Raw genomic sequence first — 23,739 nt, 5'->3', positions numbered from 1 at the left:
CGCGAATGAATTCGCTCCTGCCGGGAGCGGATTCATCCGCGAAAAACGGTCATCAACCCTTGGTGATCAGATTCCCGGCATGCAACCCGCATTCTTTCTGTGTTGCTTCTTCCCACCACCAGCGGCCTTCGCGTTCGTGCTGGTTCGGTAATACCGGACGTGTGCAGGGTTCGCAGCCAATGCTGATGAAACCGCGCTCATGCAGGCTGTTGTAAGGCAGCTCCAGCATGCGGATATAGCCCCAGATTTCTTCGCTGCTCATCTGTGCCAGTGGGTTGAACTTGTACAGTGTGCGCTCGGGTGTCGAAAAGGCGCTGTCCACTTCCAGGACGGCTACCGCGCTACGGGTGCCAGGGCTCTGGTCCCGACGCTGGCCGGTTGCCCAGGCCTTGACGCCTGACAGCTTGCGGCGCAGGGGTTCGATCTTGCGAATACCGCAGCACTCGCCATGACCATCCTTGTAGAAACTGAACAGGCCCTTTTCCTTGACGAAAGGCTCAAGCTTTTGCTGATCGGGAGAGACCAGTTCGATGGCGATACCATACTGCTCGCGGACCTGCTCGATGAAACGATAGGTCTCGGGATGCAGGCGGCCGGTATCCAGGCTGAATACCTTGACGTTCTTGTTCAGCTTCCAGGCCATGTCCACCAGCACCACATCCTCGGCACCGCTGAAGGAAATCCACAGCTCGTCACCGAAATGCGCGAAGGCCAGTTTCAGAATGTCCTGGGCAGACTTGTTGGCATACGTCGCGGCAAGTTCAGCGACGTCGAAAGGTTGGCTCATCAGGCGGCTTCCTAGGTACAAGAGTGGCGCTTAAGCGCTCGTGATGGCGGCAATGGTAACAAAAACCACCGGCCTGTGGCCTTGCGTTGAAACGACATCAGACTCTAGAGTGCCGTTTCGCTTGATCTCGAAATCCCATTGAGGAGTGTTCTGTGGAAATTGCCTGTCTCGACCTGGAAGGTGTGCTGGTCCCGGAAATCTGGATTGCCTTTGCCGAAAAAACCGGCATCGAATCGCTGCGTGCGACCACTCGGGACATTCCTGACTATGACGTGCTGATGAAGCAGCGGCTGCGCATTCTTGATGAGCATGGCCTGAAGCTGTCGGATATTCAGGAAGTGATCGGCACCCTCAAGCCGCTGGACGGCGCTGTCGAGTTCGTCAACTGGCTGCGCGAGCGTTTCCAGGTGGTGATTCTGTCGGATACTTTCTACGAGTTCTCCCAACCGTTGATGCGCCAACTGGGTTTTCCGACCTTGTTGTGCCATCGACTGATCACCGACGAGACGGACCGTGTCGTCAGCTACCAGTTGCGTCAGAAGGACCCGAAGCGTCAGTCGGTACTGGCTTTCAAGAGCCTGTACTACCGCATCATCGCTGCTGGCGACTCCTACAACGATACCACCATGCTGGGCGAGGCCGATGCAGGCATCCTGTTCCATGCCCCGGAAAACGTCATTCGCGAATTCCCGCAGTTCCCGGCGGTGCATACCTTTGAAGACCTGAAAAAGGAATTCATCAAGGCCTCGAATCGGGATTTGTCGTTGTAAATCCATTCGCGAATAAATTCGCTCTTACACATACCGTAGGAGCGGCTTCAGTCGCGAATAAAGTTCTCCAGTGTCTTGAGCAGCACCCGCACCTTGGTAAACGACTCCTGATATTCCGACTCGCAGTCGGAGTCCGCGACGATTCCGCCACCACCCCAGCAGGAAATACTGCCGTCTTTCACCAGCAGGCTGCGGATGGCGATGGAGCTGTCCATTTCACCGCGTACATCCATGTACATCAGCGAGCCGCAGTAAAGGGCGCGGCGTGTGGGCTCAAGTTCGTCGATGATCTGCATGGCGCGGATTTTCGGGGCGCCGGTAATCGAGCCGCCGGGGAAGCTGCCTGCGATCAGGTCCAGGGCATCCTTGTCTGCCGCCAGTTCGCCGGTCACGCTGCTGACCAGATGATGCACATTCGGGTAGCTTTCCAGGCTGAACAACTCCGGGACTTTCACCGAGCCGATAGTGCAACTGCGGCCCAGGTCGTTACGCAACAGATCAACGATCATCAGGTTTTCGGCGCGGTCCTTGAGGCTGGAAAGCAGTTCTTGCGCATAAGCCTCATCTTCCGATGCATCGCAACCCCGTGGTCGGGTGCCTTTGATCGGGCGGGTTTCTACTTCGCGATTGCTGACTTTGACGAAGCGCTCCGGCGACAGGCTCAGGATGGCATCGCCGTCGGGTAATGACTGATAGCCGGAAAACGGCGTTGGGCACGCCGAGCGCAGAGCGCAGTACGCGGCCCATGAGTCGCCTTCGCAACGAGTCTGAAAGCGCTGGGCAAAGTTGACCTGATAACAATCGCCCGCCTGAATGTAGTCCTGAATACGGGTAATGGCCGTGCGGTAATCCAGCGCGCTGAGGTCGGCCTGGAATGGGCCGGTCAATCTGAACCCGCTCGTTGCCGGTTCGTCTGGTTGCTCGAACAGTTCCAGTAACCGCAAACATTCTGCTTGCGGCAGTGCCGGGTGGCAGACCAGTTGCGTGGTGCCTGCCTGATGATCACTGATCACCGCCCAGGCATACAGGCCCAGGCGAGCATCCGGCAGTTGCAGGTCATCGATAGCCAGGGTTGGTAACGGCTCAAGGCGACGACCGAAGTCATAGCCCAGATAGCCAATCAACCCACCCGCAAAGGGCAGCTCGCTGTCAGAGGGCAATTGTGCAATGCCCAGACGCTCAAGGCCGTTGCGCAACCGTTGCAGAAACGCCGTACCGGATTCACCCGGCTCTACAACCAGATGCTCCAGCGGCCATGCGCTGAGCAGATCAAACCTTCCGCGATCCGCCTCAGGACGACCACTGTCCAGCAACACGGCGCCCGGTGCATGACGGACCCGTTTGAAGTATTCAGCAGGGTCAGATGAATAGCGCAAGGGGTAAAGGGTGCAGGTCGGCATTCGCAGAAATCGGTCGGCAGTATCGGGTGGGTGATTCTAAGGCTCAAGTGCCAGTATCTCCTAGTACTCTGTTTGGGAAACGGGCTGGATTTTTGTTCTGAAGAAGTATTTTGATGGAAATAATCATTGGACTGTAAAGGCAGATTTACAACGAGTTCCCTATTGTCCCTGGTCGTGATGTGCAAGTGCTTTATCGCTGATTTGAATAGTTTGTATGAATCTAGGAAGAGAATGTTAATGAAATGATTCAGTTATTCTTAAAAAGGATAAGCCTGCTTTTTTTATTGTGAATTGATTGACTCTTCATCGTTTATTTATCTTTTGTTAGTAGGAATGAGGCTACATTCCTCTAGGAAAGGTCCTACATGATTATAGGTTTTGTATTGTTATTCTTCGGCGCTGTTGATGACGCACGTATTGTCGTTGTCGCTTTTGTGAAACGAAGGAATAAGTCATGTTTTTTTATAATTCATCGAAGGATGCTCCTTCAGGCAGGATGCTGCGGACGCTATGGATTACTCCGTTGATGCTGGCTGGCTATCATGTGCCTGTCTCGGCTGAGGCGGTTGTTGGCCCCTTGACTGAGACTGTTATTGGAGGTCCCAGGTACATAGATGGCTCTTACCTTACGACTGACTGGATAGTCAGGGATGGAGGTGTGCTTAACGCCAATGGCGCTCAAACCACTTATATAGATGTGTATCACGGCGGTACATTGAACTTTACGGATACGGATGTGACGGAGGGTAATCTTTCCGGTGTTGCAGTCTCTCTTCTCAGTGGTGTGGCAAGTTTCAAAGGTGGCAATATCGGAGGGGCAAATACAGAATTTGGTATGCGCCTGGGGGCTTCCAGTGTCGCGATGACTGGCTCTGTCGTGAAGGGAACAGAGGCAGGCATTGATATTTACCCGGGCTCCAGCCTGACGCTCTCGGGGAGCCAGGTAAGTGGCACGGGTGCCAATGGTATTGGTATCCATATGTACAACGGGGATTTGAAGGCCAATAGCGGTACGGTTATTTCCGGTACGGTGATGGGTATCAGCGTCACTCAAGCCAGACCCACCGCAGGCCCCGGTAATCCTTCCATTGAACTCGACAACAGTCATGTCATCGGGCAGACAGGAGCTGCAATCGTTGTAGCCAGGCCTTTCGGTACTTCTGACTCGACAACTATCGTTTTAAAAAACGGCTCAACTCTGGTGGGGGGCAACGGGAACATTCTTGAAGTGAATGGTGCCACGACCAGAATGGATGTATCAGGCAGTGCGCTTACAGGGAATGTCCAGCTCACTGACAGGGGCAAGCTGGATTTGAGCCTGGATCAGAGCAGCCTCACGGGCGACGTGATCGCTGAAGAGGGCAGTACTGCAAATGTTGCACTTTCCAATAACTCCGTTCTGACAGGCCGTCTTGAAAACCTCAGCAGCCTGGCGATCAATAGTGCCGCGAAGTGGGTGATGGTTGAAGACTCCACGGTCAGCAACCTGGCAATGGATGGCGGTTTCATCAAGATGGGTGAGCCGGATGCTTTCTACAGGTTGTCGGTGGGCAATCTGTCAGGTAATGGCACCTTTATCATGGATGCCGATTTCTCTCAGGGCAAAGTCGACTTTCTCGATGTGACCGGTACGGCAACCGGCAATCACTCCTTGCTGGTGGGGGCAACCGGTTCCGATCCGCTTGCCGACTCCTCCATGCATGTGGTGCATACCGCCAGTGGTGACGCGCAGTTCTCGTTGCTCAACGGGCCGGTAGATATGGGCACCTACACCTATGAACTCAGCCAGCAAGGCGGCAATGACTGGTATCTGGTCAATACCGGCAAGGTCAGTTCCGGCACTGGCGCGGTGCTGGCATTGTTCAATACGGCGCCTACTGTGTGGTATGGCGAGTTGTCCACCCTGCGCAGCCGTATGGGTGAGTTGCGTTTCAAGGGCGGACAGCCAGGCGGCTGGATTCGTGCCTATGGCAACAAGTTTGACGCCAAGGCCGCGTCCGGTGTCGGCTACCAGCAGACACAACAAGGGCTCTCTTTTGGTGCCGATGCTCCATTGCCAGTGGGTGACGGGCAGTGGCTGGTCGGTTTGCTGGGTGGTTACAGCAAGTCTGACCTGAGCCTTGGTCGCGGCACCAGCGGGCAGGTCAACAGCTACTATGTCGGCGCTTATACGACCTGGCTCGACCAGGACAGCGGCTACTACTTTGACGGTGTTCTCAAGTTCAACCGCTTTCGCAATGAAGCCGATGTCAGCCTGAGCGATGGCTCTGAGTCGAAGGGCGATTACGACAACAGTGGTGTGGGTGCTTCCGTCGAGTTCGGCAAGCATATCAAACTCGATGATGGCTATTTCGTCGAGCCTTACACGCAACTGGCAGGCTTGATGGTTCAGGGCAAGGATTATGCTCTGGACAATGGCATGCGGGCTGAAGGTGATGATACCCGGTCACTGGTCGGCAAGCTGGGTGCTACGGCAGGTCGTGATTTCGATCTGGGCGAGGGCAGGATTGCCCAGCCTTATATCCGTGCCGCATACGTGCATGAGTTCTCTGAGGACAATGGCGTAAAGATCAATGGCAACGACTTCAATAATGATCTTTCCGGGGCGCGAGGTGAACTGGGTGCCGGTATTGCCGTTTCGATGTCGGACCGGCTGCAACTGCATGCCGATTTCGACTACAGCAATGGCAAGAAACTTGAGCAGCCATGGGGTGCCACTATAGGGCTGCGTTATAACTGGTAGTTGTTATTTAGAATCGGAGGGGGGCGAAAGCCTCCCTTTTTGTGTTTAAACGAATAATCGAAGCTTTTAATGAGGGGGTAAGCACTGGCAGTTCTGACAGTATCCAGTTTGTCAGGGGAGGCGTTTAATGGTGTTCGGGGTAGAGAGTTCAAGGATAAAGGCTTTATGGCGTTTTGTCGAAAGGCTCCTGCTCGCTTATAGGTATAGGTCATTTATTAATCTCAAGGAGAGTGACATGTCGAACTCCGATAAAATTGCGGAAGGCGTAGAGAAACGCCGTGAGTATATGCGTTCACACGCCAGGGTAAAGGGGAGGGGTATCTCGCAGGTTGATAAGCTTGAGCCCGCTCTGGTCAAGGATATTCTTCCTGGTTTGCCACAGGGCTTGCTCCCTGTTCGGGTATTGGCGGCTGATCTTGATGTGCAGATTCCTTATTGGAATGATGATATTTCCGATGTGGGTTATGTGGATATCACGTTAAATCTTGTTGCTGGCAGTGATCCACCTGTTTATTCCAATAAACAGCGATTCCAGGGGCCGCTAGTTGCTGCTGACTTCCCACTGCCAAAAAATATTGCCAAGGGTAATCTGCCCCATGAGGGCGAGTTCAGGATTGAGTACACCGTTTCAACGAACGAGGGTGTAACCAACTCTTCAATTCCTTTAACGATTACGATTGACAGGACTGCGCCTTATTATAATGCAGACCCCTTGCTTGCATTCCCGGTTGCGCTGGAGGTTCCGGAAAAGGTTATTACTGACGATACGTTTACCGGTGGCGTGACCGAATTTGTCTGTACGCTACCTGATTATCCGGATTATGCCGAGGGCGACATGATTGTGGTGTATTGGGGGCCGACAACGCCTGAGAATCCTGATGCCCCCAACCCTGCTTTCGGCCCGATAGCGGTTCCAGCGGACCGGAAAATTCCGATCCCGAAAGCTTTCATCGAAGACAAGATCAATGGCCCTACGTACTCCGTGTACTGGCTGACAGACAAGGCCGGAAACGTGAGTTCCATTTCCCGACCTGCTGAAGTGGATGTGCAACTGGGCGCGCTGCCCGAGAACTTGCAAGACCCGCAGGTTCCATTAGGGCCATTGGTGGATCTTGCCGATGCACATTTCGGGGTCACCGTGCTTGTTCCAGCGTTCGATAATCCTGCAGATACGCTTATTCACGTGAAATGGGGGGCAACTTCCATGCTTGCTGTGGCACCTGGGTCTGATCCTCGCGATGTCGAAGTCCCTGTACCCTGGGGGGCTCTGAAGGGGGAATATCTGGGGCCGGGCGAGAAGCCCGTAACGGCCAGCTATCAAGTCAGTCGGGGTACGTTGATGTTTCCGCCTGCCCCCTTGACCGTGGAAGTCCAGGCCGACTTTTCAGTCATCGGTCCGGTAAACCCGGATGAGCCCAACCCCGTTAATCCGACACTTGCCCAAGTGCATCTGACCGGGGCCGATGGTGGGCAGGATCACCTCACCCCCAATGACGATGGAAAGGACATTACTGCAACCGTGGCGTTGTATAACCCTGCATTGTCCACTGAGGTATTGAGTCTGTATTGGGGAACTCAGGAACTCCCGGTGGATGAGTTCACTGTGGTAGGTGAAAAGCCAGGGGATCCGATCAATTTCACTATTCCCTGGGTAGCCATTGAAGCCCAGGCCAATAATCCTGCATTGCCGATGTACTACGGCATCAACAGTGCTGACGGCAATAATCCCCAGTACTCCATTGATACGCTAGTCAATGTAGATGTCCTGAGAGTCAGCTTCGAGCCTGTCACCTTTCCAGATGTCTTCGAGGATGATAACGGCAACACGACGCTTTCATGCATTTCCCTGTACTCGGAAGACTATAACGATCCGACTGCAAAGTATGGTTTCAGGGTGGAAGTTCCCGGGGATCCGGATCTTAAAGTTGGTGATGTGGTGATAGCGGTATGGCAAGGTTATGAGAATGATGGAACCACGGCCATTCCTGCGACCCGATTTACCCATACTCACCCGCCGTTGACGCAGGAAGAGGTGGACGATGGTTTCCTGTTTCTTGTGGAACCCTACGTTGATCATATCTTGCCGATCAGAAGAGGGTTTGCGGAAGTTACTTACACCGTAACACCCGTGGGCGGTGGTGCGCCTGTCCCGGCTAATCCAATGCCTGCGAAGCAGTATGTCTCGCTTATTATCCCGGGTCTTAATCTAACGTGCGTAGTGCCGCCGCCAGAACCCAAACCATGAAGTGTGAGGCCGACAATTTGCGTGTCTGCGCGCAAGGGGGGTGGCCGGTTATATTCCTGGCAGGTTATATGGGAGAAACGCGATATGGAAGCGACTGATTTTTTAGCGAACTTGAGCCCGCCAGCAGTGCCAGAGGCTTTGCCGGACATTCCGGGAGGAGAAACCAATCTTCTGCCTCTGGCGGCATTGCAAAGAAACCTGAAAGTGACATTTCCCTTATGGGGCGGAAGCGATCCAGCACCGGGCCGCAATGAAAGGGTCGTGCTGAACTGGGATGGCCGGGAAGTGGCTGTAAAGACATTCACGACGCCCATCACTGATCCAGACACTCTGTTTGCGGAGATTCCTCTGGCTGAATTGATTGAAGGTACGCACCAGTTGTTTTACAAGGTCACGCTTTCAACCGGCAACACTAACGACTCCGATCCCGTCACCCTTACCATCGACAGGACTCCTGCCACGCTTGCCGGCAATAAAGACCCGCTGGCTTTTCTTCCCGATCTGATCGGTAACAGGGTCACGGCCCGTTATCTGGAGGAGCACAACAATACACTTCCGGCCACTGTCCCCACCTATTCCCCCCATCGGCCCGGCGACACCATCAGTTGGTATTGGGAGCAAGCACCGGTTGGTTCTCTGCTGGCGGGTGAGAAGACCCTGAGCCTGGTCGATATGAGCCTGGACATCGCAATCGATGGCGATGTGATTGTTGCCGGTGGCGATGGCCAGCGGTATGCGACCTATGAAGTTCAGGACCGGGCCGGAAACCTCAGTGTATTGTCTCGCGCCGCACTGCTGTCCGTGGATGCGCAGCCGATTCCGTTGCTGATGCCTTCGGTCAGGAAATCGCTGCCAGCAGGCGGTGGCAAGGGAACACTGGACCCGATGCTCGTCACGGATGGGGCCGTGGTGGTCATCCCCTCGGAAATCGATCTGCAGCCCTCCGACCTGCTCACGGTCTACTGGACCGGTATTACTCCCGAGGCCAGCCACGTCACAACTACCCCCATCGCGGCGGGTGGTCTTGAGTATGGAATACCGGCTATCGCAGTACCCGGCAATATAGGTTCAGGCAGAGAAGTCGAGGTGTATTACACCTTGACCCATCAGGGTGGCAAGGTTGAAGAGTCCGGGAAGTATCTGCTGACCATCCTGCCGATTCCCGATGCCCGGTTTCCCCAGCCACAATGCGAACAGGCAAGCGGGACACCGGAGACACTTCGTCTTTCTGCAGTACCCGCCGGTGGAGCAGACTTCTTCACCCGGGCATGGGTGTTTATGGCCGAGAAGCAAAAGATGAATATGCGGGCAGAGGGAGTGGACAAGAATACGGGGGGCGATCTGTACTTCGACATGTTCAAGGCGCGTGAGGTAACTTCAAGTGAGATCGTTGCAGAGAGAGTCAACGCCGTGCTGGTTCGTTCGTTTCTGGAACAGTTGAAACTCAATGCGGTCTTCTCGGTATATATTGAAGTGAGTTTCGATGGCGGGTTGTCGTACAGGGTGTTCAGACGGCTGGAGTTGACGTTGGTGGCTTGAATCGTGAAACCGCCTCGGCGCAAGGGGGGAGGCGGTTTTTTGATGTCTTCAGGCCGGCTACGCTTACGATTATATTTTTCTCAGTTTTCCTATTAGATCACCAGGATGAAGTGTTTTGCCGTTAGATGTCACTAGGCCACTTGCACTATTGATCTTGTCAATAAGCTCCGTGGAAGCGCGGGGAGATTCCTGTCCAGTGGAGGGCTTGGCTGGACGGACTAATTTTACTGCTGCTTCAGATCCAGACGGGGGCGGCACTATCTCGACTTCTGGAGTACTTGCCCGGGGGGATGGGGGCGGCGGTGGTTTGAAAGCCACTCGGGGCGGAGGGGGGGGCGGTGTTTGAGTCGAGGCATGTATAGTGTTAGGCCTGCCCATGCCCGGTTTGGGCAATTCGTTCAGTTCGCCACCAGATATCCTCCATACTCGTTTATCGAAGGTAAGTATTCGGCCTGATTCATGTGTTGTCTGCGTTGCCATGTCTACAGACGCTACGTTCTCTACAGGCATTGCTCTTCCTATATCCATTGAGCTGGTAGGCGCAGTCTTTGGTAGATCATCAGTTCCGGTACTTGCCGCCTTAGCGAAATCCCACTTTGACCTCCCCGTAAAAAATGCAGCCGCACCCGCCAGAGTCGATATGATCCCCAGCACAGTGCTTGTTATGCCCAGCGCTTTCTTGGCCTGTGTATCCGGGGTATAAGCGCCGATCCCGCCTGTCACCACCGCCGCAACCCCCGCCGTCTGGGCAACCGCGAACAGGCCGAACTGCATGGTCAATGCCGGCGCAGCCACTCCACCGGTCGCAACGGTGCCAATGATCCCCAGCACCAGGCCTGCGATATTGAGCCCCAGAAACAGACCACGGGACATATGCCCGGTGGGGTCGACGAAGCCGATCGGGTCGCCCAGGCAATAGACATAAGGGTTGAGCCCGCCAGCGCCGAACGGGCTGAGGCTGTCGGGGCTATGGAAACGCATCAGTATCGGGTTATAGGCTCGGTAGCCACGGCCCAGCAGATACCAGCCGCTGACCTCATCGCGCACTTCACCATTGAAGCCCAGCAGGTTACGCATGCCATCGTCACTGCTGCGTTCCCCATAGGCGCTGTACACCGCCGTGCGCAGATCGGCCTGCTGGCTTTCGCCGAGCAGGCTTTGCTTGGCGTCGGTCATGAATAACAGGGTCTTTGCCCCATCGCCGAGGGTCTGCTGCCCCAGCGGTTGATTGTCGCCATACAGATAACAGGTGGTTTCGTTGCCCTGAATACTGCTGCTCAAGCGTTCGCCCTGATAGAAACGCAGCGCCTCGATTTGACTGCCTTGACTGACGCCAACCAGTTGGTTGTGCGAGTCATAGCGGTATTGCGCTGCCGCTGTGCCATCTGTTGCGGTTACACCCAGCAAGCGGCTCTGAGTGTCATAAGCCAGTAGCTGAGCATTTTCGTCGTGCAACAGATTGCCATCGGCGTCGTAATCCAGCGTGATGCTGGCAGGGTAGTCCGGGTGAGTGTGGGTGATGCTGACCAGTTGCGTCGGATCATCAATGGCAAAGCCGAACAATGCCTGATCGGTGCTGCCATCGATAAAGGTGCTGAGTACTGCAGTGATATTGTCCAGCGCATCGAAATCAAAATGTTGCTCGCTGATCCCGTTGCCATAACGATCCTGTGGCAGCGTTTCTCCGTTACAGGCATGCAGCACGAGGCGGCCGCGTTCGTCGTAATCGAAGGTTTCATCGAGCAATGAGCGGTCGGCGGTTTTCAGATGCTTGGACGTCAGCCTGCCGTCCTTGCGCCATGTCTGGGTAATCGTGCGGGTATCGTGGCCGCTCAGTTCAAGGGTACGCTCGGTTTCCTGTCCCTGATCGTTGTATTGCAGGCTGGTCTGTAACGTGTTGCCACTGCCCGTATCCGTCGTGAGAGTACTCTGCAACCGCCCCAGGCTGGACCAGGTGAATCCGGCCTGCAACTGTCCCTGTTTCACTGACCGGGCGCGGCCGAGCTGATCGTACTCATAGACTGACGTCAGCCCGCCTGGCTCCTGGCGGCTCAACGCCCGTCCGCCAAAGGAAGCCGTATGCAGGGTTTCCCGTGTCACTCCGTCTTCCACGCGGCGTTCCGCTTTCAATCCGCCGTTCAGGTTGTAATCGAACTCGGTACGGCTGCGACTGTTTTGCGAGGTCATCAAGGCGGCCGTCTTGAAGTCATAGGTAAAGTCGGCCTGTTCACTCTCGGCGATGGTGCGCACTGGCTGATCGCTCAGGCCCAGGCTGTATTCATAATGAATGGAGTGCCTGGCGGGAGTGATGCATTCATCCACCTGCATCTGTCCGCCCTTGTAGACCAGGGTGGTGGTACGAGGGCCGACGCTGACGTGTGTCGCGCGATTCAGTCCATCGAACCGTTGTTCACCCAGCAGGATGGATTCTGTTGCCTTGTCTGGCCTGGCGCAGATTCTTGTCGGCAAGGCATCGCTGCTGTGTAACGCATAATCCTTTTCGATCACGGTCAGGTCGGGGAGGGTGGTGCTGATGACCCGTGACAGGGCGTCGTAACCGAAGCTTGTGCTGCGTCTGAGCGCATCGACTTTCTGGATACAGCGCCCCAGGCCGTCATAGGCATAATCCGTCTGGCCTATAAGAATGTCGGCAGCATCCAGTGTTCTGGACCATTCGGGTTTGCCGAACCGGTTGCTTTTGGTTTCAGTCAGGTTGCTGATCTGTGCTGGCGTATCGCTGCTCTGCACCCAGTTGCGCACGGTCTTGCGTATCGGATCCGTTTCGGCAATCCGGGAAATCCCGTCCGGGCCGGTGACACTGCGCTGTTCACCCCAGTCATCGTATTGATAGGTATTGGTCAGGGGCAATTCACGCAATTGCAACTCCGGCTCATCCTCGACTTCCACCAGCAGCCAGTCACTCTCGGTGTCCTCGGTCAACAGCCCGCGGCCGTCGTACAGCGCGCTGTAGGTCTGGAAGTAATCGGCGGGGTTGTTTTCGTCAGCCCCTTGCCGCAACTCCTTCACCACCCGGTTCATGCCATCGAGCAAGGTGCGGGTCTTGATCCCCTTGACGTTGGTGGTTTCCTGTTCGGCCTGTTGGCCGTCCACGGCGCTGAGCACATAGCGATAATGGCGCGAGGCCTCGTAGAGCGTGCCAGGGGCTACGGTTTCCTCGATGACCCGGCCCAGTGCATCGTAGCGGTAGGCGATTTCCACGTCGTTGTCGTCGCGATTGAGCAGTGGCTGGCCGTTGAACAGCGAGTGTTGCAGGGTATGGGTCTTGCGCACGGTATCGAAGCTGGTGCTCAGGCTGATGATGGTGTGCTGCACGGTTTCCCCGGCGCGGGCATTACGGGTTCTCTGGTAGGTGTAGTCGGTGATCGTCGAGAGGCCATTGAGGGTCTGGGTGTCCTGCAACTTGCGCCCGTGCTGATAACGATCGGTGGGCTGGTGGATGTAGGTGAACGCGGTGTGCTGAAGCTCGGTTTCGTCCAGGCCATCCACTTGCAGCAGGCGCTCATCGGTCACGGCCAGCCAGCCGGGCGCTGCGCCGCCACCCACGCCGGTTTGCAGCGCGTAGCGATACGCGGTGCGCAACACCGGGGCCTCGCCGGGCGCGCCGGGGATCGGCGTGACGGTGGTGTCCTGCACGGTCCTTACAAAACCTTGAGGATCGGGCGGGCAGCCATCGCCACCGGCGGCCGGGTAATAGCGCCGGGTTTCCAGGGTGCCGTCGGGGTTTTCCTGGGTCAGCAGGTTGCCGAAGGTGTCGAAGGTGGTGCGGGTGGTTTCTTCATGGGTCTGGCTGGAAGCGCTGGGGTGATACCAGATCTTCAGCACTTCACGGGGCAACTGGCACTGGGCCGGTTGCTGGTCGAAGGGCAAGCCCGGCGTGCTGTGATATGTGGTGCGGGTGCTGAGCACATTGTCGCTTTGGGTGACGGTTTCCTCGGTCAGCAGGTGGAAGTTATTGAAGGCCCGCACTGTGGTGCGCAAGGCCTTGCCATCGAGCCAGAGCATTTCCGTACTGTTGTAGGTGTAGCTCTGGTTGGCCTTGTAGAGATTGTCCAGACCATCGTCGTCCCAGATCAGCCCGCTGGCGTTGAAACCCAGAAAATTGGTGTTGGAATATTGATAACGCACCTCGACCGGCGGCTGGCCGAAGCCGGGGCGCTGTTCATGCCGTAACACGCGGGGCAGCGACGGGTAGCGGTTCTGCGGAAACTCATGACCCTGGGCGTCATAGGTGATGAGTTCATGGCCACCCAACGGGTTATGCACCTGCGCCATGCACAGGTATTCATGGATCAGTTCGTACTGGAAGCGCCAGGCGGCCTGGTTGTCGGTTGGCAGCACGATGCGGGTGACTTCGCCATTGCTGAGCATCAGGCTGAAACGGACCAGGGGTTCGCCGCCACTGCCTTGTCCGGGATGCAAATCGACATTGATCTGCGCGGAGTTGGGGCGTGTGATGTCAAGCAGCAGGCCATAGTCGTCACTGACACTGCGCAGCACGGTTTCACCGGCATAGCTCTCGTAGGTCAGGCTGACCCGATGGCCTTCGGCGGAGTGGATTTCACTGACCCAGGCCAGGGTGTCACCGCCGCGCAGGGTGAGGATTTCCACCAGGCCAGACTTGTGTGTCACCCGATAGCGGCCGGTGGCCTCGACGGCAAAATGAAAGCTGTCGATCTTGCGCTCGGGGACAGTGGGCTGGGTGGGAGAACCTTCGATGCGGAAGGTTTCCCCGGTGGACAACGAGAGGATGCGCGAGACGGTGTCGAAGTGCGACAGGCGCACGCTCCAGCCTTTGCCGAACCCGGTGTTGCGGGGGCTCATGGGGCTGAAGCCGAGGCTGAGGGGCACCGTAGGTCCGCACAGGTGGTTGGCCTTGAGTTCGGGCAAGGTAATGAGGCAGGTGTACTGACCGGTGCGCGGGTCGACACCGGCCTGAACCGCGCTGAGAAAGTTGAAGGCATTGGAGTGAACAGTGGGTGTGGGCATGGAGCAATCCCCAGACAAGAGCCGTTAAACAGTCTGTTTATCGGCTCTTATAGTGTTTAGTGAGTACGTCAGTTGGTGGCCGTAATCTTCAATGTGTTACGGTCAGTCGGCGAGTTGAATCCCACGGTAATCTTGTGCTGGTTGCCGTATTCATCAATCAATTTCAGCTTCATCGGTTGAACGAAACCACTTTCGTTGTCGAATAGAAAGTCTGAACGTCGATGCAGGCTGATCAAGAGGGCGCCCTCAGGTGCTTCATGGCCAGCAATGACATCAAGGCTTGGGCGTAACTCAGGTGCAATGCTTTGCATCAACAAAGGCTCGAACAAGAGTGTTCGACTACCGGGCAGCGCGTAGCCGGTGTAACTGCCCATGAGTTCCGCATATTGACGGCTTTCCCACTGAGTCATGCTGGCGGGGCCATCAAATGCGACCGTAACGAACTTTATATTCTGGGTGGATTGTTTGAATCTCAGGTAGTAATAATCGATGGTATTGAGTTCGTAATCATTGTCTGCTCCGCCCACCACCCGAATGTGCTCGAACTCATAACTTTCTATGGCATAAGTGGGCACGGTTCGGGGGGTGATTTCTATGATGTTGTGTTTTTCTTCGGAACCATTTTGTTCAGTGGAATTGAATTCGGCCTGATCGGCGCGGGTCAAGGCAACTGCTATTTTTAACGGTATCGGGCTGCGGGTCTGGATATACAGGGATTTTCCACTGCCATCCAGAGCCTGTGGTTCAGGGGGCAGGGGGGCGTCAGGAGGATAATACAGATAAGCGTTTCTGGACTCATTGACGCCCCATTCTTTGCCTTCAGGTGTATCGGCGGGCACCCCTTCCTCACCGATATAAGGCAGTTCATTCAGTGTGTCAGCAACGATCAGGCGCATGCTGTTCAGCTCGGAAGGCGTGAGGGTAACTTCTGTGTTTTGATCGTCGAACGGCTTGACGGCCACTCTCACCTTGATTTGTTCCAGGCCATTGGCGAACAGTTTTACCGACCCGGATTGTTCCTTGATGGTGAAGTCCTCAAGGCGCACCCACTTAGCGCGGGGGGCTATTTCGGACAGATGAATGACCCCGTAGCCTGATTGGGTACCCACGCCATCGAAATAGCTGCCCTGAATAACGGTATAAGGCTGGGTGATCGTCGCCGGAGCCTTGAAGTTGCCGGTGGCATCGATGCTGCCTTCACCCGTGGCCACGCTCCATTGCACGGCGAGTACGTCAGCCAGTTGTCCAGGCAGGGACATATGCAGGGATGCGTCCGGTGCGAGTCCCGGGTGAAAAGCCGGTTTGACGTCCATGGGCATGACGCCATTGACGAGCAGTACCGTGCCCGGGCAGCGTGCCTTGGTAACGCTGTCAATCGCTTCAACCGTCACCGGCATGAATTTGCCAGAGGGTAAGGTGGCAGGAGGGGTATAAGTCGCTTCCTTGCCGTTGCCGGTGATAGTTCCTTGCTCAGGGGGAAGGGCAGTCCAGGTCACGGTGTTGCCGGTCAGTGTCGAGACTTTGAAGGTAACATTGCGCGGCGCTCGCAGGTCTATGGCATGCAGTGCAGGTGTCATGGCCATGGAGCTGGATACGATCACCACCAGCGCAGAAGCCGTCCGTGTTTCCTGGCTTTGCGGGTCGGTGTAGGTGGCGGTCACGACGTTGCGGGCGGTCGTGTCTTCAAGTTGCCCGACCGAAGGTGCGGTAAACAACCCTCCCGTCGTGATGACACCCTGGGAGCGGGACCCGTCGATGTCACGAACGCTCCAGGTGATATTGGCCGCACGGGCCCGATAACGCAGTTCGACGATTTCAAATTGCAGCGTGTCACCGGTCTTGACGGTGACATAGAGTGGGTTGAGGCTGAATGAAGTCAGGGCCGGGTCGACTTCCCCGAACAGGGCCAGGTCGCCGGGCAAGTAGGCTTCTTTCAGGATCAGGGCGTTGTGTTCCGGGAACAGCAGGTGGTTGATGCCGAAGAAATTTATTTCAGGGATGTCGATGGATTTGAAAAGGTCTAGAAGCTCCTTGAGGATACCCTCCAGAACTTCCTGAACTTTAATCTTCAGTTTTTCATGGAGTGCGTCCGGAGCGGTGACGGTCGCTTTATAACTGGAGAGGGGCGACTGCACAAAAGTAATGGTGTTGTTGCTCGCGTTCAGTTGGTTATCGAAAATAATAGAGACTTCATGCTCGAATCCGACCAAGGCATCTCTGTGTTCGTCCCACCATCCTGCGATATCGTCCCAGAAATGAAAGACTTCATTGCTGGTTCCGACCCATTTTAACTCAAGGCGAAAATCCGACCTGACGATAAGTGACAGTTTTTGTGAGAACTTAAAGCGCAGATCATCTTTTATAAAGTGAAGATGATGATTCGCATGCTGATATTGAATGTCGATCGGCTCCGCCGGGTACTCTCCCGCGACCGCAACCAGTTGATAATCACCTGTCTGTTGATCATCGTCCTTGACTTCAAAGTTCAACCCCTTGCCGATATGCTGTTTTATATACGGCATAATGAACCAGTACATGACAGCCTGGCGAGAAATGAGCAATGAGCCGGAGTATTTTGAACGCTCCTCACCCGTCACCTTGTCATCGGGAATAAGGTAAGGAAACGTGCTCTCGCTTGTCGGTAACGTTCCATCGTAAAAATTGTTTTTGGTGCGAACAAATAACACCACGGCGCCATCGCCATAACTGTCCGACTTGAGATTCTTTCCTTCAGGCGCTGCCTGGGTCAGGATATAAAAGTCCTTGGGTGCCAACAGGTCATCGGCATTGAAGTCCAGCAACCCCAGTGAATAGATTTGCTGTTCGGCGGGCAACTCATCGAATCGGGCCTTGAAAAAATCGCCTATCAGCGTCGGGCTGGCGCCCAGATCAATCAGGTTGGACGTGAACTCTGTGGCTTTCGAGATATCCAGAATGACGTGAGAGCTCTTGTTGATGCCTCCCACTACTTTTCTCAATTCAATATCGGCATTCAAGCGGTAGCCATGCTGTTCGGAAATATTGAAACTGGAGAGCGCTCGCGTAGGAGAACCAGGGGCATTGCTGTAGTGAGTGACGGTGCCTCCCACGATGTCCATATTCAGGCGTGCCCTGGAGTCCTTCAATGATGCATTTTCAAACGAGAGACGTGGGGCACTGAGAATGATCCCGCTCAGTTCCAGTGTTTCTGGCCCTTCCAGTTGCACCGTACCGCGGATCGCGGGCAGGAAGCTGTCTGTGCTGAACCGTGCGATATGCTGCTGCGCCAGTAAATGATTGGCCTTGGTACGGTTGAAGGACACGATCGCCCCCCAGCCCAGGGTATTGGTTCTGCCTTTAATTTTCTGTAAAAGTGAATTCAGTGAATTTGCCATGTCACACCTCGATTGACTCCTTGTCCCAGGCCACTACCAAATGCAGTGGCCATTCAGGCTTCCTGATTTAATGGTAGGCCCTGCCTATATCCGGGTACTGCGACAAGGGCAGTGGTATAACGGTGTATCCGTAATCGACGGGTATGGGGGCGCCTTCAAATTCCGGTTCGCGAGTAAATGTGCAGGTAATGATGGCGAACCCCGGCAGTTTTTCCTGTGGTTCGGTGTAGACACCCAGTTCATTCACCGAGCCTGTGCCCCCCAGCAATGCCCAGACCAGTTTGTTGTGCGGAACGGGTATAGGCCCGCTGTCGTATTGTTTCATGAAGTTCAATTGGGCTTTGCCTTGCGCCGCCTGGGCCAGATCAACTTCTACCTGTCCGCCCAGTACCTTGTTGATCAACAGTACTTCGGCCTGGCCGATGTTGCCCTGATCGTCAGTGACTTGAATCACCTCTTGGATGAACATGTCTTCCGAGTTGTTATCAGCGGCCTTATAGGTTGTGCTCTTGCCCGTAGCGGGGTTCAACTGACCGCCTTGGCCTGGATCCTTCATGGCCCATTTCAGTGGCCTGTCATCAAGGGTTCCGGCGGTGAAGCTCAGTTCAGCTTTGGGTTTGGCTACCGAAAAGATCGGATTCAGGGAAATGGTCTGGCTGACAGTGGAGACAAGGGTTGAGGACGCCGCCGCAATACCACGTGCTGTTGTGCCTGTCGCGGTAATGATCGCCTGCTGGGAGTCGCGGCCTTGAAGTTCTGCCACTGTAGGCGCGGTATAGACGCCCGCATTGGTAATTGAACCGAAGGGGGTGTTGTCGCCCGGTAAACCTTTCACGCTCCAGGTCACGGTAGCTGCCGGTGCGACGCTGAATGTCTTGGTGCTGCCCGGATTCAGAATGGCTTGTTCGGGTTCTATCACGAAGCTGGTCAGGGAAGGGTCGACATTGCCGAAAATGGCCAGATCTCCGGGTACATGAGCGTCTGTCAGGACCATTGAGTTACTGTCGGGAAACAGGAGATTTCGTAACAGGAATGTGTCGATGTCGGGGATCTTGATGTTGGCAATATGGTTGAAGAAATGCTCGTTCAGCTTTTCGTACCATGTTCTAAAAAATACGGCTCGATGATCGAAACCGAAAAAATTCAGCCAATCATAGCCGCCTATACTGCTCCCGGTTTCAGCACTTACGGTCGTCGAAAACTGGATGGCGCTGGTAATCGGATCTACTTCAGGTGTCATGTCTGTCTTGGTATATAGATTGAATTCAAACTGGCCGTTGACATCCGTATCGTTGCCGTTATTGACATCAACTTTCTGGTTCCAATCGCTTGTGTTATGGGCATTCCACTCTACGTGAAGAGTGTTATTCTGGGCTTTTAATACTACACCGGAGTAGGGGGCTTCCTCCGTGACTTTAATAACAGCGTCTTCCAGTAATCTCAAGGTGCTATGGTGTCCGTCAGAGGAGCTTGTAAATACTGTGCCCGCCGGTTTTACATAGTTTTCTTTCAAGGCTTGTGCATATAAGTGTAAAGCTTTGCCATCTTCATCCGTGGGTGATTTCAGTTCGTAAGTCATATTGGGGTGTTGATTGAGCACTGGCAGAATCAGCTTGCTGAACAGGACTCTATTTGAAAGCAGTACAGCACTCGAGTACTTGGTTCCGTTTTCATCATTGGGAATCAGATACTCGAAGTCGCTGTTTTCGGTAGGGGCGCCACCGTCAGTCCCGCCTTTCAATGTCACCAGCAACACTACGGCGCCGTCGCTGTAGTTGGGTGCTGCCCGGTTTTTGGCCCCAGGTGCCGCCTGGGTACGTATGATAAAATTTTTCGGGGTGAGTGTGGTGTCCATGCTTGTGTTGAGGGCACCCAGGGTATAAACCTGCAGCTCCGGTTTTTCCTTGAAGCGTTCAAGGAAGAAGTTTTTTGCATTGATGATGCTTACCTGGTCCGAGAAGAGGTCGGTATCGAATGCGGTCATTTTTGAGAGATCAATCTGTACGACTCCGGCATCTGTTACGTTGCCGGGTGCATTGATCAGGTCCACATCCATCCATAACGTTGGCCCTGCGGCTCCATTGGGCCGCATGATGGAATGAATGCCTTTGTAACCGCCGACCGGTTCGCTTTTCAGAATGGCCAGTCCTGCGGTAATGGGTTGAGTAATCTTGGCTTTGGAGTGCTCGATATCGGCATTTTCGAAAGAAATCCTGGGCAGGCCTAACTGAATGCCGAAGAAGTTAAGTTTTGAGCCTTCCTCTCCCTCGATATGCCCGTCGATGGGAGACATGTAGTTTTCGGAGGTCAGTTTTTTTATATATTGTTGCAACAGTAACGCATTGGCCCGCCCACGGTTATAAACCACAATGGCGTCCCAGCCCTGGGTCTTGGGGTTTTGCTGTAGCCAGGTCAACAGAGCGTCTCGTGATTTACCGCCTACAGCCTTTATGTGTGTGTCGTCTGGAAGAGTCATGATGGTTTCCATGTAATAAAGAGTGTCGCCTTCCGGGGAGGTTATGCATTTAATGACTAAAGACTGCTGTCGTCGTACAAAACGATGCCTGTTATAAGTTCGTGCAAACTTCGCTGTGCGGTAAAGAATCTCTACGGTCTTGTGAAAGTTGTCTACTGGCAGAAATACCAGTGGCCTTTCAAGTTCCCTTGTTTATGGGTATTTCATTGCCTTGCCGGAATATTGCGGCAAGGGGAGTGCTATTGCGGTGTATCCATAGTCGACGGGTATGGGCGCGCCTTCGAAGTCGGGTTCGCGAGCAAATGCGCAGGTAATCAAGGCAAATCCCGTGACCTGATATTGCGGTTCGGTATAGAGGCCTGAGGCATCCACGGAGCCTGTACCTGCCAGCAATGTCCATGTCAGTTTCTCTGGCGGAACAGGGGTAAGATCGGCACCGTATTGTTTCAGGAAGCTCAGTTGTGCCTTGCCACTCGCAGCCTGGGCAAAATCCACGTCTACCTGCCCGCCGAGCTCTCTGTTGATGACCAGTATGTAAGCCTCGCCCAGGTTGCCCAAAGTGTCAGTTACCTCAATCACATCCAGGGTGAACATGCCTGAAACCTGTAGCGGTGCGGCCGTATAGGTCGTACTCAGGCCCGTTGCAGGTACAAGCTTGCCGCCTTGACCTGGCGCTCTCATGGTCCATTGCAACGGTCTGTCATCCGCTATTGCGGCGGTGAACTGGATGCTGCCTTCAGGTTTGACTACTGAAAAGACCGGGTTCAGGGTAATGGTCTGGGGGACAATCGAGACCAGGGTCGAAGAGGAGGCCGCGATACCTCGTGATGTCGTACCGGCCGCAGTAATGATCACCTGATGAGGCTTTCGGCCTTCAAGCTGCGCCGTGGTGGGAGCGATATAGACGCCCTGATTGTTGATGGTGCCGACGGAACGATTGTCTCCCGGCAAGCCTTTCACGCTCCAGGTCACTGTGGCGGCCGGTTCTACTCTGAATGTTGCGTTGCCCTCCGGCTTCAGGACGACGTGCTCGGGCTCTATGACGAAACTGGTCAGGGAGGGCGTGACGTTGCCGAAGACCGTCAGATCTCCGGGAACATAAGCGTCTGTCAGGACCATCAGGTTGTGGTCTGGGAATAGCAGGTTCCGTAACAGGAGGGTGTTGATGTCGGGGAGCGCCAGGTTTTTGGTGAACTCGAAAAGATTGTCTTTGATGACGTTACGCAAATCATCCACATAACGATTAAAGTTCTGTGCGTAGTGATCCTTTGGCATATCAATTTCGATTTGCTCGTCGGCCACGTCTTCCTGCTCAAAATGTATGACGCCGGTATCAGGGTAGATGCTGAGTTTTAAGGCCACGCTCAGGTTTGTTTTAATGTTTACTGTTTCGTCCGAGTGCGTATCGCTCAGGTCGCCTCGGGTATTGTGGTAATGCATACTGATGGGGAACGTCTTGTTTGTCCAGTTGAAATAAATAGCGTCGGAATAGGCTGTAAAGGTCGCGCCTGCCAAAGGAATTGTGATCAGGGGGGTGCTGGCGGTGACAATGTAGTTGCTGTAGTAACCATTGCAAACAAACTTGTAGTCGGACTTCGTTATCGCTCCCTGCGTGTATTCCAGGTATATATGCCCCGGCTTTCCTTGCTCATCTGTAGACGTTTTAGGGGTCAGGGTTTTTCCGGGCAGTAGAATGTTCAGGTGGTGGGTGATGAGTTTGGTGAACAAGACGTTGTTTGAAATCAGTACCGTCCCTGAATACTTGGTTCCGTTTTCATCATTGGGTATCAAATATTTGAAGTCACTGTTTCCAGTGGGCGTTTGACCGTCCGCCCCGTTTTTCAGTGTCACCAGTAATACCACGGCACCGTCGCCATAGTTGGGGGCTGCCCGGTTAGTTGCACCGGGGGCTGGCTGGGTGCGGACGACAAAGTGTTGCGGAGCCAGGGTGGAGTCTGCGCTCTTGTCCAGAGTGCCCAGGGTATACACCTGCAGTTCCGGGTTTTCCTTGAAGCGCTCAATGAAAAATTCTTTTGCATGGATTGCGCTTGCCTTGTCAGAGAACAGGTCAGTCTCAAAGTTGGTCATCTTCGAGAGATCAATCTGTACCACGCCTGCTTGCGTGACGTCTCCCGGCGCGCTCAGCAGGTCCACGTCCATCCATAACGTGGGGCCTGTCGCCCCATTGGGCCGCATGATCGAATGGATCGTCTTGTAGCCGCCTGCCGGTTCGCTTTGCAGAATGGCCAGCCCTGCGGTAATCGTTTGGGTCACCCGGGCTGTCGAATGCTCGATATCGGCGTTTTCAAATGAAAGCCGGGGCATGCCTAACTGAATGCCGAAGAACTTCAGTTTCTCGCCTTCTCCCTTTATCTGGCCGTCGATGGGGGTGAGGTAGTTGTCGGCCGTCAGTTTTTTTATATATTGCTGGATCAGTAACGCATTTATCCGGCCACGGTTATAAGCCACGATAGCGTCCCAGCCGAGGGTCCTGGGGGTTTTTACTAGCCAGCTCAGCAGTATATCTAGCGGGTCGCCGCCTATCGCCTTTATCGGTTTATCATTTGAAAGAGTCATGGTGTTTTCCGGGTCGTGAAAGTTGTCGCCTGTTGGCTGGGTTATGCCATTAAGGACTCAGTCATGTTGTTATTATGCATCGTGTTATCTACGGTCATTGCCGGTAAGGCGCATGAACAGGAATGTCCACCGTCTTCTGTCCATTGTCCACTGGTAGAAATGCCAGTTGCCAGCCATTCCACGGCTGCTAGTATCCAGTGACAGTATTATTTTTCGGCCTGATGCCCTCTGGTTTTGCGGCGTGCGGTGTTGAGGCAGGTTTATAAAACCCTTATAACAGGACACATTGTCATGACGCGGCGCGTGTTAAAACTTCTGCCATTGATCTCGGTCATGGCCCTATTTACTTCTATGGTCGGCCCTGTTTCATCGGTGCAGGCTGCTGACGCCGATGGGCAGTTGGTTATCTTGAACAAGAAGAATGCAGATGGCACTTACCCGATTAACTGCAGTATTCCTTTTGTCACGTCCACCCTCAACTTTCAGAATAACTCACTGGGGTGTGAGAATGATGATGCGTATGCCTTCAAACTGGAGAATGTTCCCTCGGCGACATTTTTTTCGTTCTATGATTCTCCAGAGTGTACGGAAAGCGGCGGTTTTTCTTATCGATTCAAAACCATCAAGCAGCCTACTCATATGGAACAAGGTTTCGATATTGAGGAAGCCGGGAAAAAGCCAGTGGGTTCGGTTGTTTTGCCTGGCGTGATGTTGATGTCCAGCAGTACGAGTGGTCAGGTGGGCGGAAAACTTTCGTGCGTCAAAATAGAACGTTCCGCCGTTCCATCGCCATAAGAGTCGTTTCTGACAACGCCTGATTT

General features: G+C 54.4%; 11 protein-coding genes. 5 read left to right on the top strand and 6 right to left on the bottom strand.

Going from position 1 to position 23,739, the window contains the following annotated elements; genetic code table 11:
* Positions 1–52: 52 nt before the first annotated feature.
* On the bottom strand, positions 53–787 hold the full coding sequence (locus KGD89_RS14955) for a phosphoadenylyl-sulfate reductase (protein ID WP_025260575.1): 735 nt from the start codon (positions 785–787) through the stop codon (positions 53–55).
* A gap of 152 nt (positions 788–939) precedes the next feature.
* Between KGD89_RS14955 and thrH the strand changes: the two genes are divergently transcribed.
* A complete protein-coding gene (gene thrH / locus KGD89_RS14950) occupies positions 940–1,557 on the top strand; it encodes a bifunctional phosphoserine phosphatase/homoserine phosphotransferase ThrH (protein ID WP_025260574.1) in 618 nt (205 codons plus the stop codon).
* Positions 1,558–1,604: 47 nt separating this feature from the next.
* On the opposite strand, the gene pabB is transcribed toward thrH, so the two are convergent.
* Positions 1,605–2,957 carry an aminodeoxychorismate synthase component I gene (gene pabB, locus KGD89_RS14945; RefSeq protein ID WP_025260573.1) on the bottom strand — a complete coding sequence of 451 codons (1,353 nt, stop codon included), beginning with the start codon at positions 2,955–2,957 and terminating at the stop codon, positions 1,605–1,607.
* A gap of 862 nt (positions 2,958–3,819) precedes the next feature.
* Here pabB and KGD89_RS14940 point away from each other — a divergent pair.
* The 3 genes from KGD89_RS14940 (at position 3,820) to KGD89_RS14930 (ending at position 9,484) form a co-directional block, all read left to right on the top strand.
* Positions 3,820–5,700: an autotransporter outer membrane beta-barrel domain-containing protein gene (locus KGD89_RS14940; protein WP_244165753.1), complete on the top strand. Its 1,881-nt coding sequence runs from the start codon at positions 3,820–3,822 to the stop codon at positions 5,698–5,700.
* 235 nt (positions 5,701–5,935) lie between these two features.
* Positions 5,936–7,945 (top strand): hypothetical protein, encoded by a 2,010-nt coding sequence (locus tag KGD89_RS14935; RefSeq protein WP_143008706.1) that lies wholly within the window; start codon positions 5,936–5,938, stop codon positions 7,943–7,945.
* An 84-nt stretch (positions 7,946–8,029) separates the two neighbouring features.
* On the top strand, positions 8,030–9,484 hold the full coding sequence (locus tag KGD89_RS14930; RefSeq protein ID WP_143008705.1) for an Ig-like domain-containing protein: 1,455 nt from the start codon (positions 8,030–8,032) through the stop codon (positions 9,482–9,484).
* A gap of 69 nt (positions 9,485–9,553) precedes the next feature.
* Here the strand turns inward: KGD89_RS14930 and KGD89_RS14925 are convergent, their stop codons facing one another.
* The 4 genes from KGD89_RS14925 to KGD89_RS14910 all read right to left on the bottom strand — a co-directional run bounded on the left by KGD89_RS14925 (position 9,554) and on the right by KGD89_RS14910 (position 22,918).
* Positions 9,554–14,491, bottom strand: coding sequence for an RHS repeat-associated core domain-containing protein (locus KGD89_RS14925; RefSeq protein WP_025260569.1), 4,938 nt, complete (start codon positions 14,489–14,491; stop codon positions 9,554–9,556).
* A gap of 68 nt (positions 14,492–14,559) precedes the next feature.
* Positions 14,560–17,865, bottom strand: a complete 3,306-nt coding sequence (locus KGD89_RS14920; RefSeq protein WP_025260568.1) for a hypothetical protein — start codon at positions 17,863–17,865, stop codon at positions 14,560–14,562.
* Positions 17,866–17,932: 67 nt separating this feature from the next.
* Entirely contained in the window at positions 17,933–20,341 is a 2,409-nt protein-coding gene (locus tag KGD89_RS14915; protein ID WP_143008704.1) for a hypothetical protein, read from the bottom strand.
* 192 nt (positions 20,342–20,533) lie between these two features.
* Complete coding sequence (locus KGD89_RS14910; protein ID WP_025260566.1) at positions 20,534–22,918, bottom strand: hypothetical protein; 2,385 nt, start codon at positions 22,916–22,918, stop codon at positions 20,534–20,536.
* Between the two features lie 291 nt (positions 22,919–23,209).
* Between KGD89_RS14910 and KGD89_RS14905 the strand changes: the two genes are divergently transcribed.
* Positions 23,210–23,713 carry a hypothetical protein gene (locus KGD89_RS14905; protein WP_025260565.1) on the top strand — a complete coding sequence of 168 codons (504 nt, stop codon included), beginning with the start codon at positions 23,210–23,212 and terminating at the stop codon, positions 23,711–23,713.
* Positions 23,714–23,739: the final 26 nt, after the last annotated feature.

The sequence above is a fragment of the Pseudomonas cichorii genome (assembly GCF_018343775.1).
GTDB classification, from domain to species: domain Bacteria; phylum Pseudomonadota; class Gammaproteobacteria; order Pseudomonadales; family Pseudomonadaceae; genus Aquipseudomonas; species Aquipseudomonas cichorii.
This window is presented reverse-complemented; position numbering and strand designations above follow the sequence as displayed.

Excerpts from the sequence above, each read along its gene's own strand:
- KGD89_RS14910 (WP_025260566.1), bottom strand. The coding sequence starts at position 22,918 with ATGACTCTTTCAAATGATAAACCGATAAAGGCGATAGGCGGCGACCCG.
- KGD89_RS14955 (WP_025260575.1), bottom strand. The coding sequence starts at position 787 with ATGAGCCAACCTTTCGACGTCGCTGAACTTGCCGCGACGTATGCCAAC.
- KGD89_RS14905 (WP_025260565.1), top strand. The coding sequence starts at position 23,210 with ATGACGCGGCGCGTGTTAAAACTTCTGCCATTGATCTCGGTCATGGCC.
- KGD89_RS14940 (WP_244165753.1), top strand. The coding sequence starts at position 3,820 with ATGACTGGCTCTGTCGTGAAGGGAACAGAGGCAGGCATTGATATTTAC.
- KGD89_RS14935 (WP_143008706.1), top strand. The coding sequence starts at position 5,936 with ATGTCGAACTCCGATAAAATTGCGGAAGGCGTAGAGAAACGCCGTGAG.
- pabB (WP_025260573.1), bottom strand. The coding sequence starts at position 2,957 with ATGCCGACCTGCACCCTTTACCCCTTGCGCTATTCATCTGACCCTGCT.
- KGD89_RS14920 (WP_025260568.1), bottom strand. The coding sequence starts at position 17,865 with ATGGCAAATTCACTGAATTCACTTTTACAGAAAATTAAAGGCAGAACC.
- KGD89_RS14930 (WP_143008705.1), top strand. The coding sequence starts at position 8,030 with ATGGAAGCGACTGATTTTTTAGCGAACTTGAGCCCGCCAGCAGTGCCA.
- KGD89_RS14915 (WP_143008704.1), bottom strand. The coding sequence starts at position 20,341 with ATGACTCTTCCAGACGACACACACATAAAGGCTGTAGGCGGTAAATCA.
- KGD89_RS14925 (WP_025260569.1), bottom strand. The coding sequence starts at position 14,491 with ATGCCCACACCCACTGTTCACTCCAATGCCTTCAACTTTCTCAGCGCG.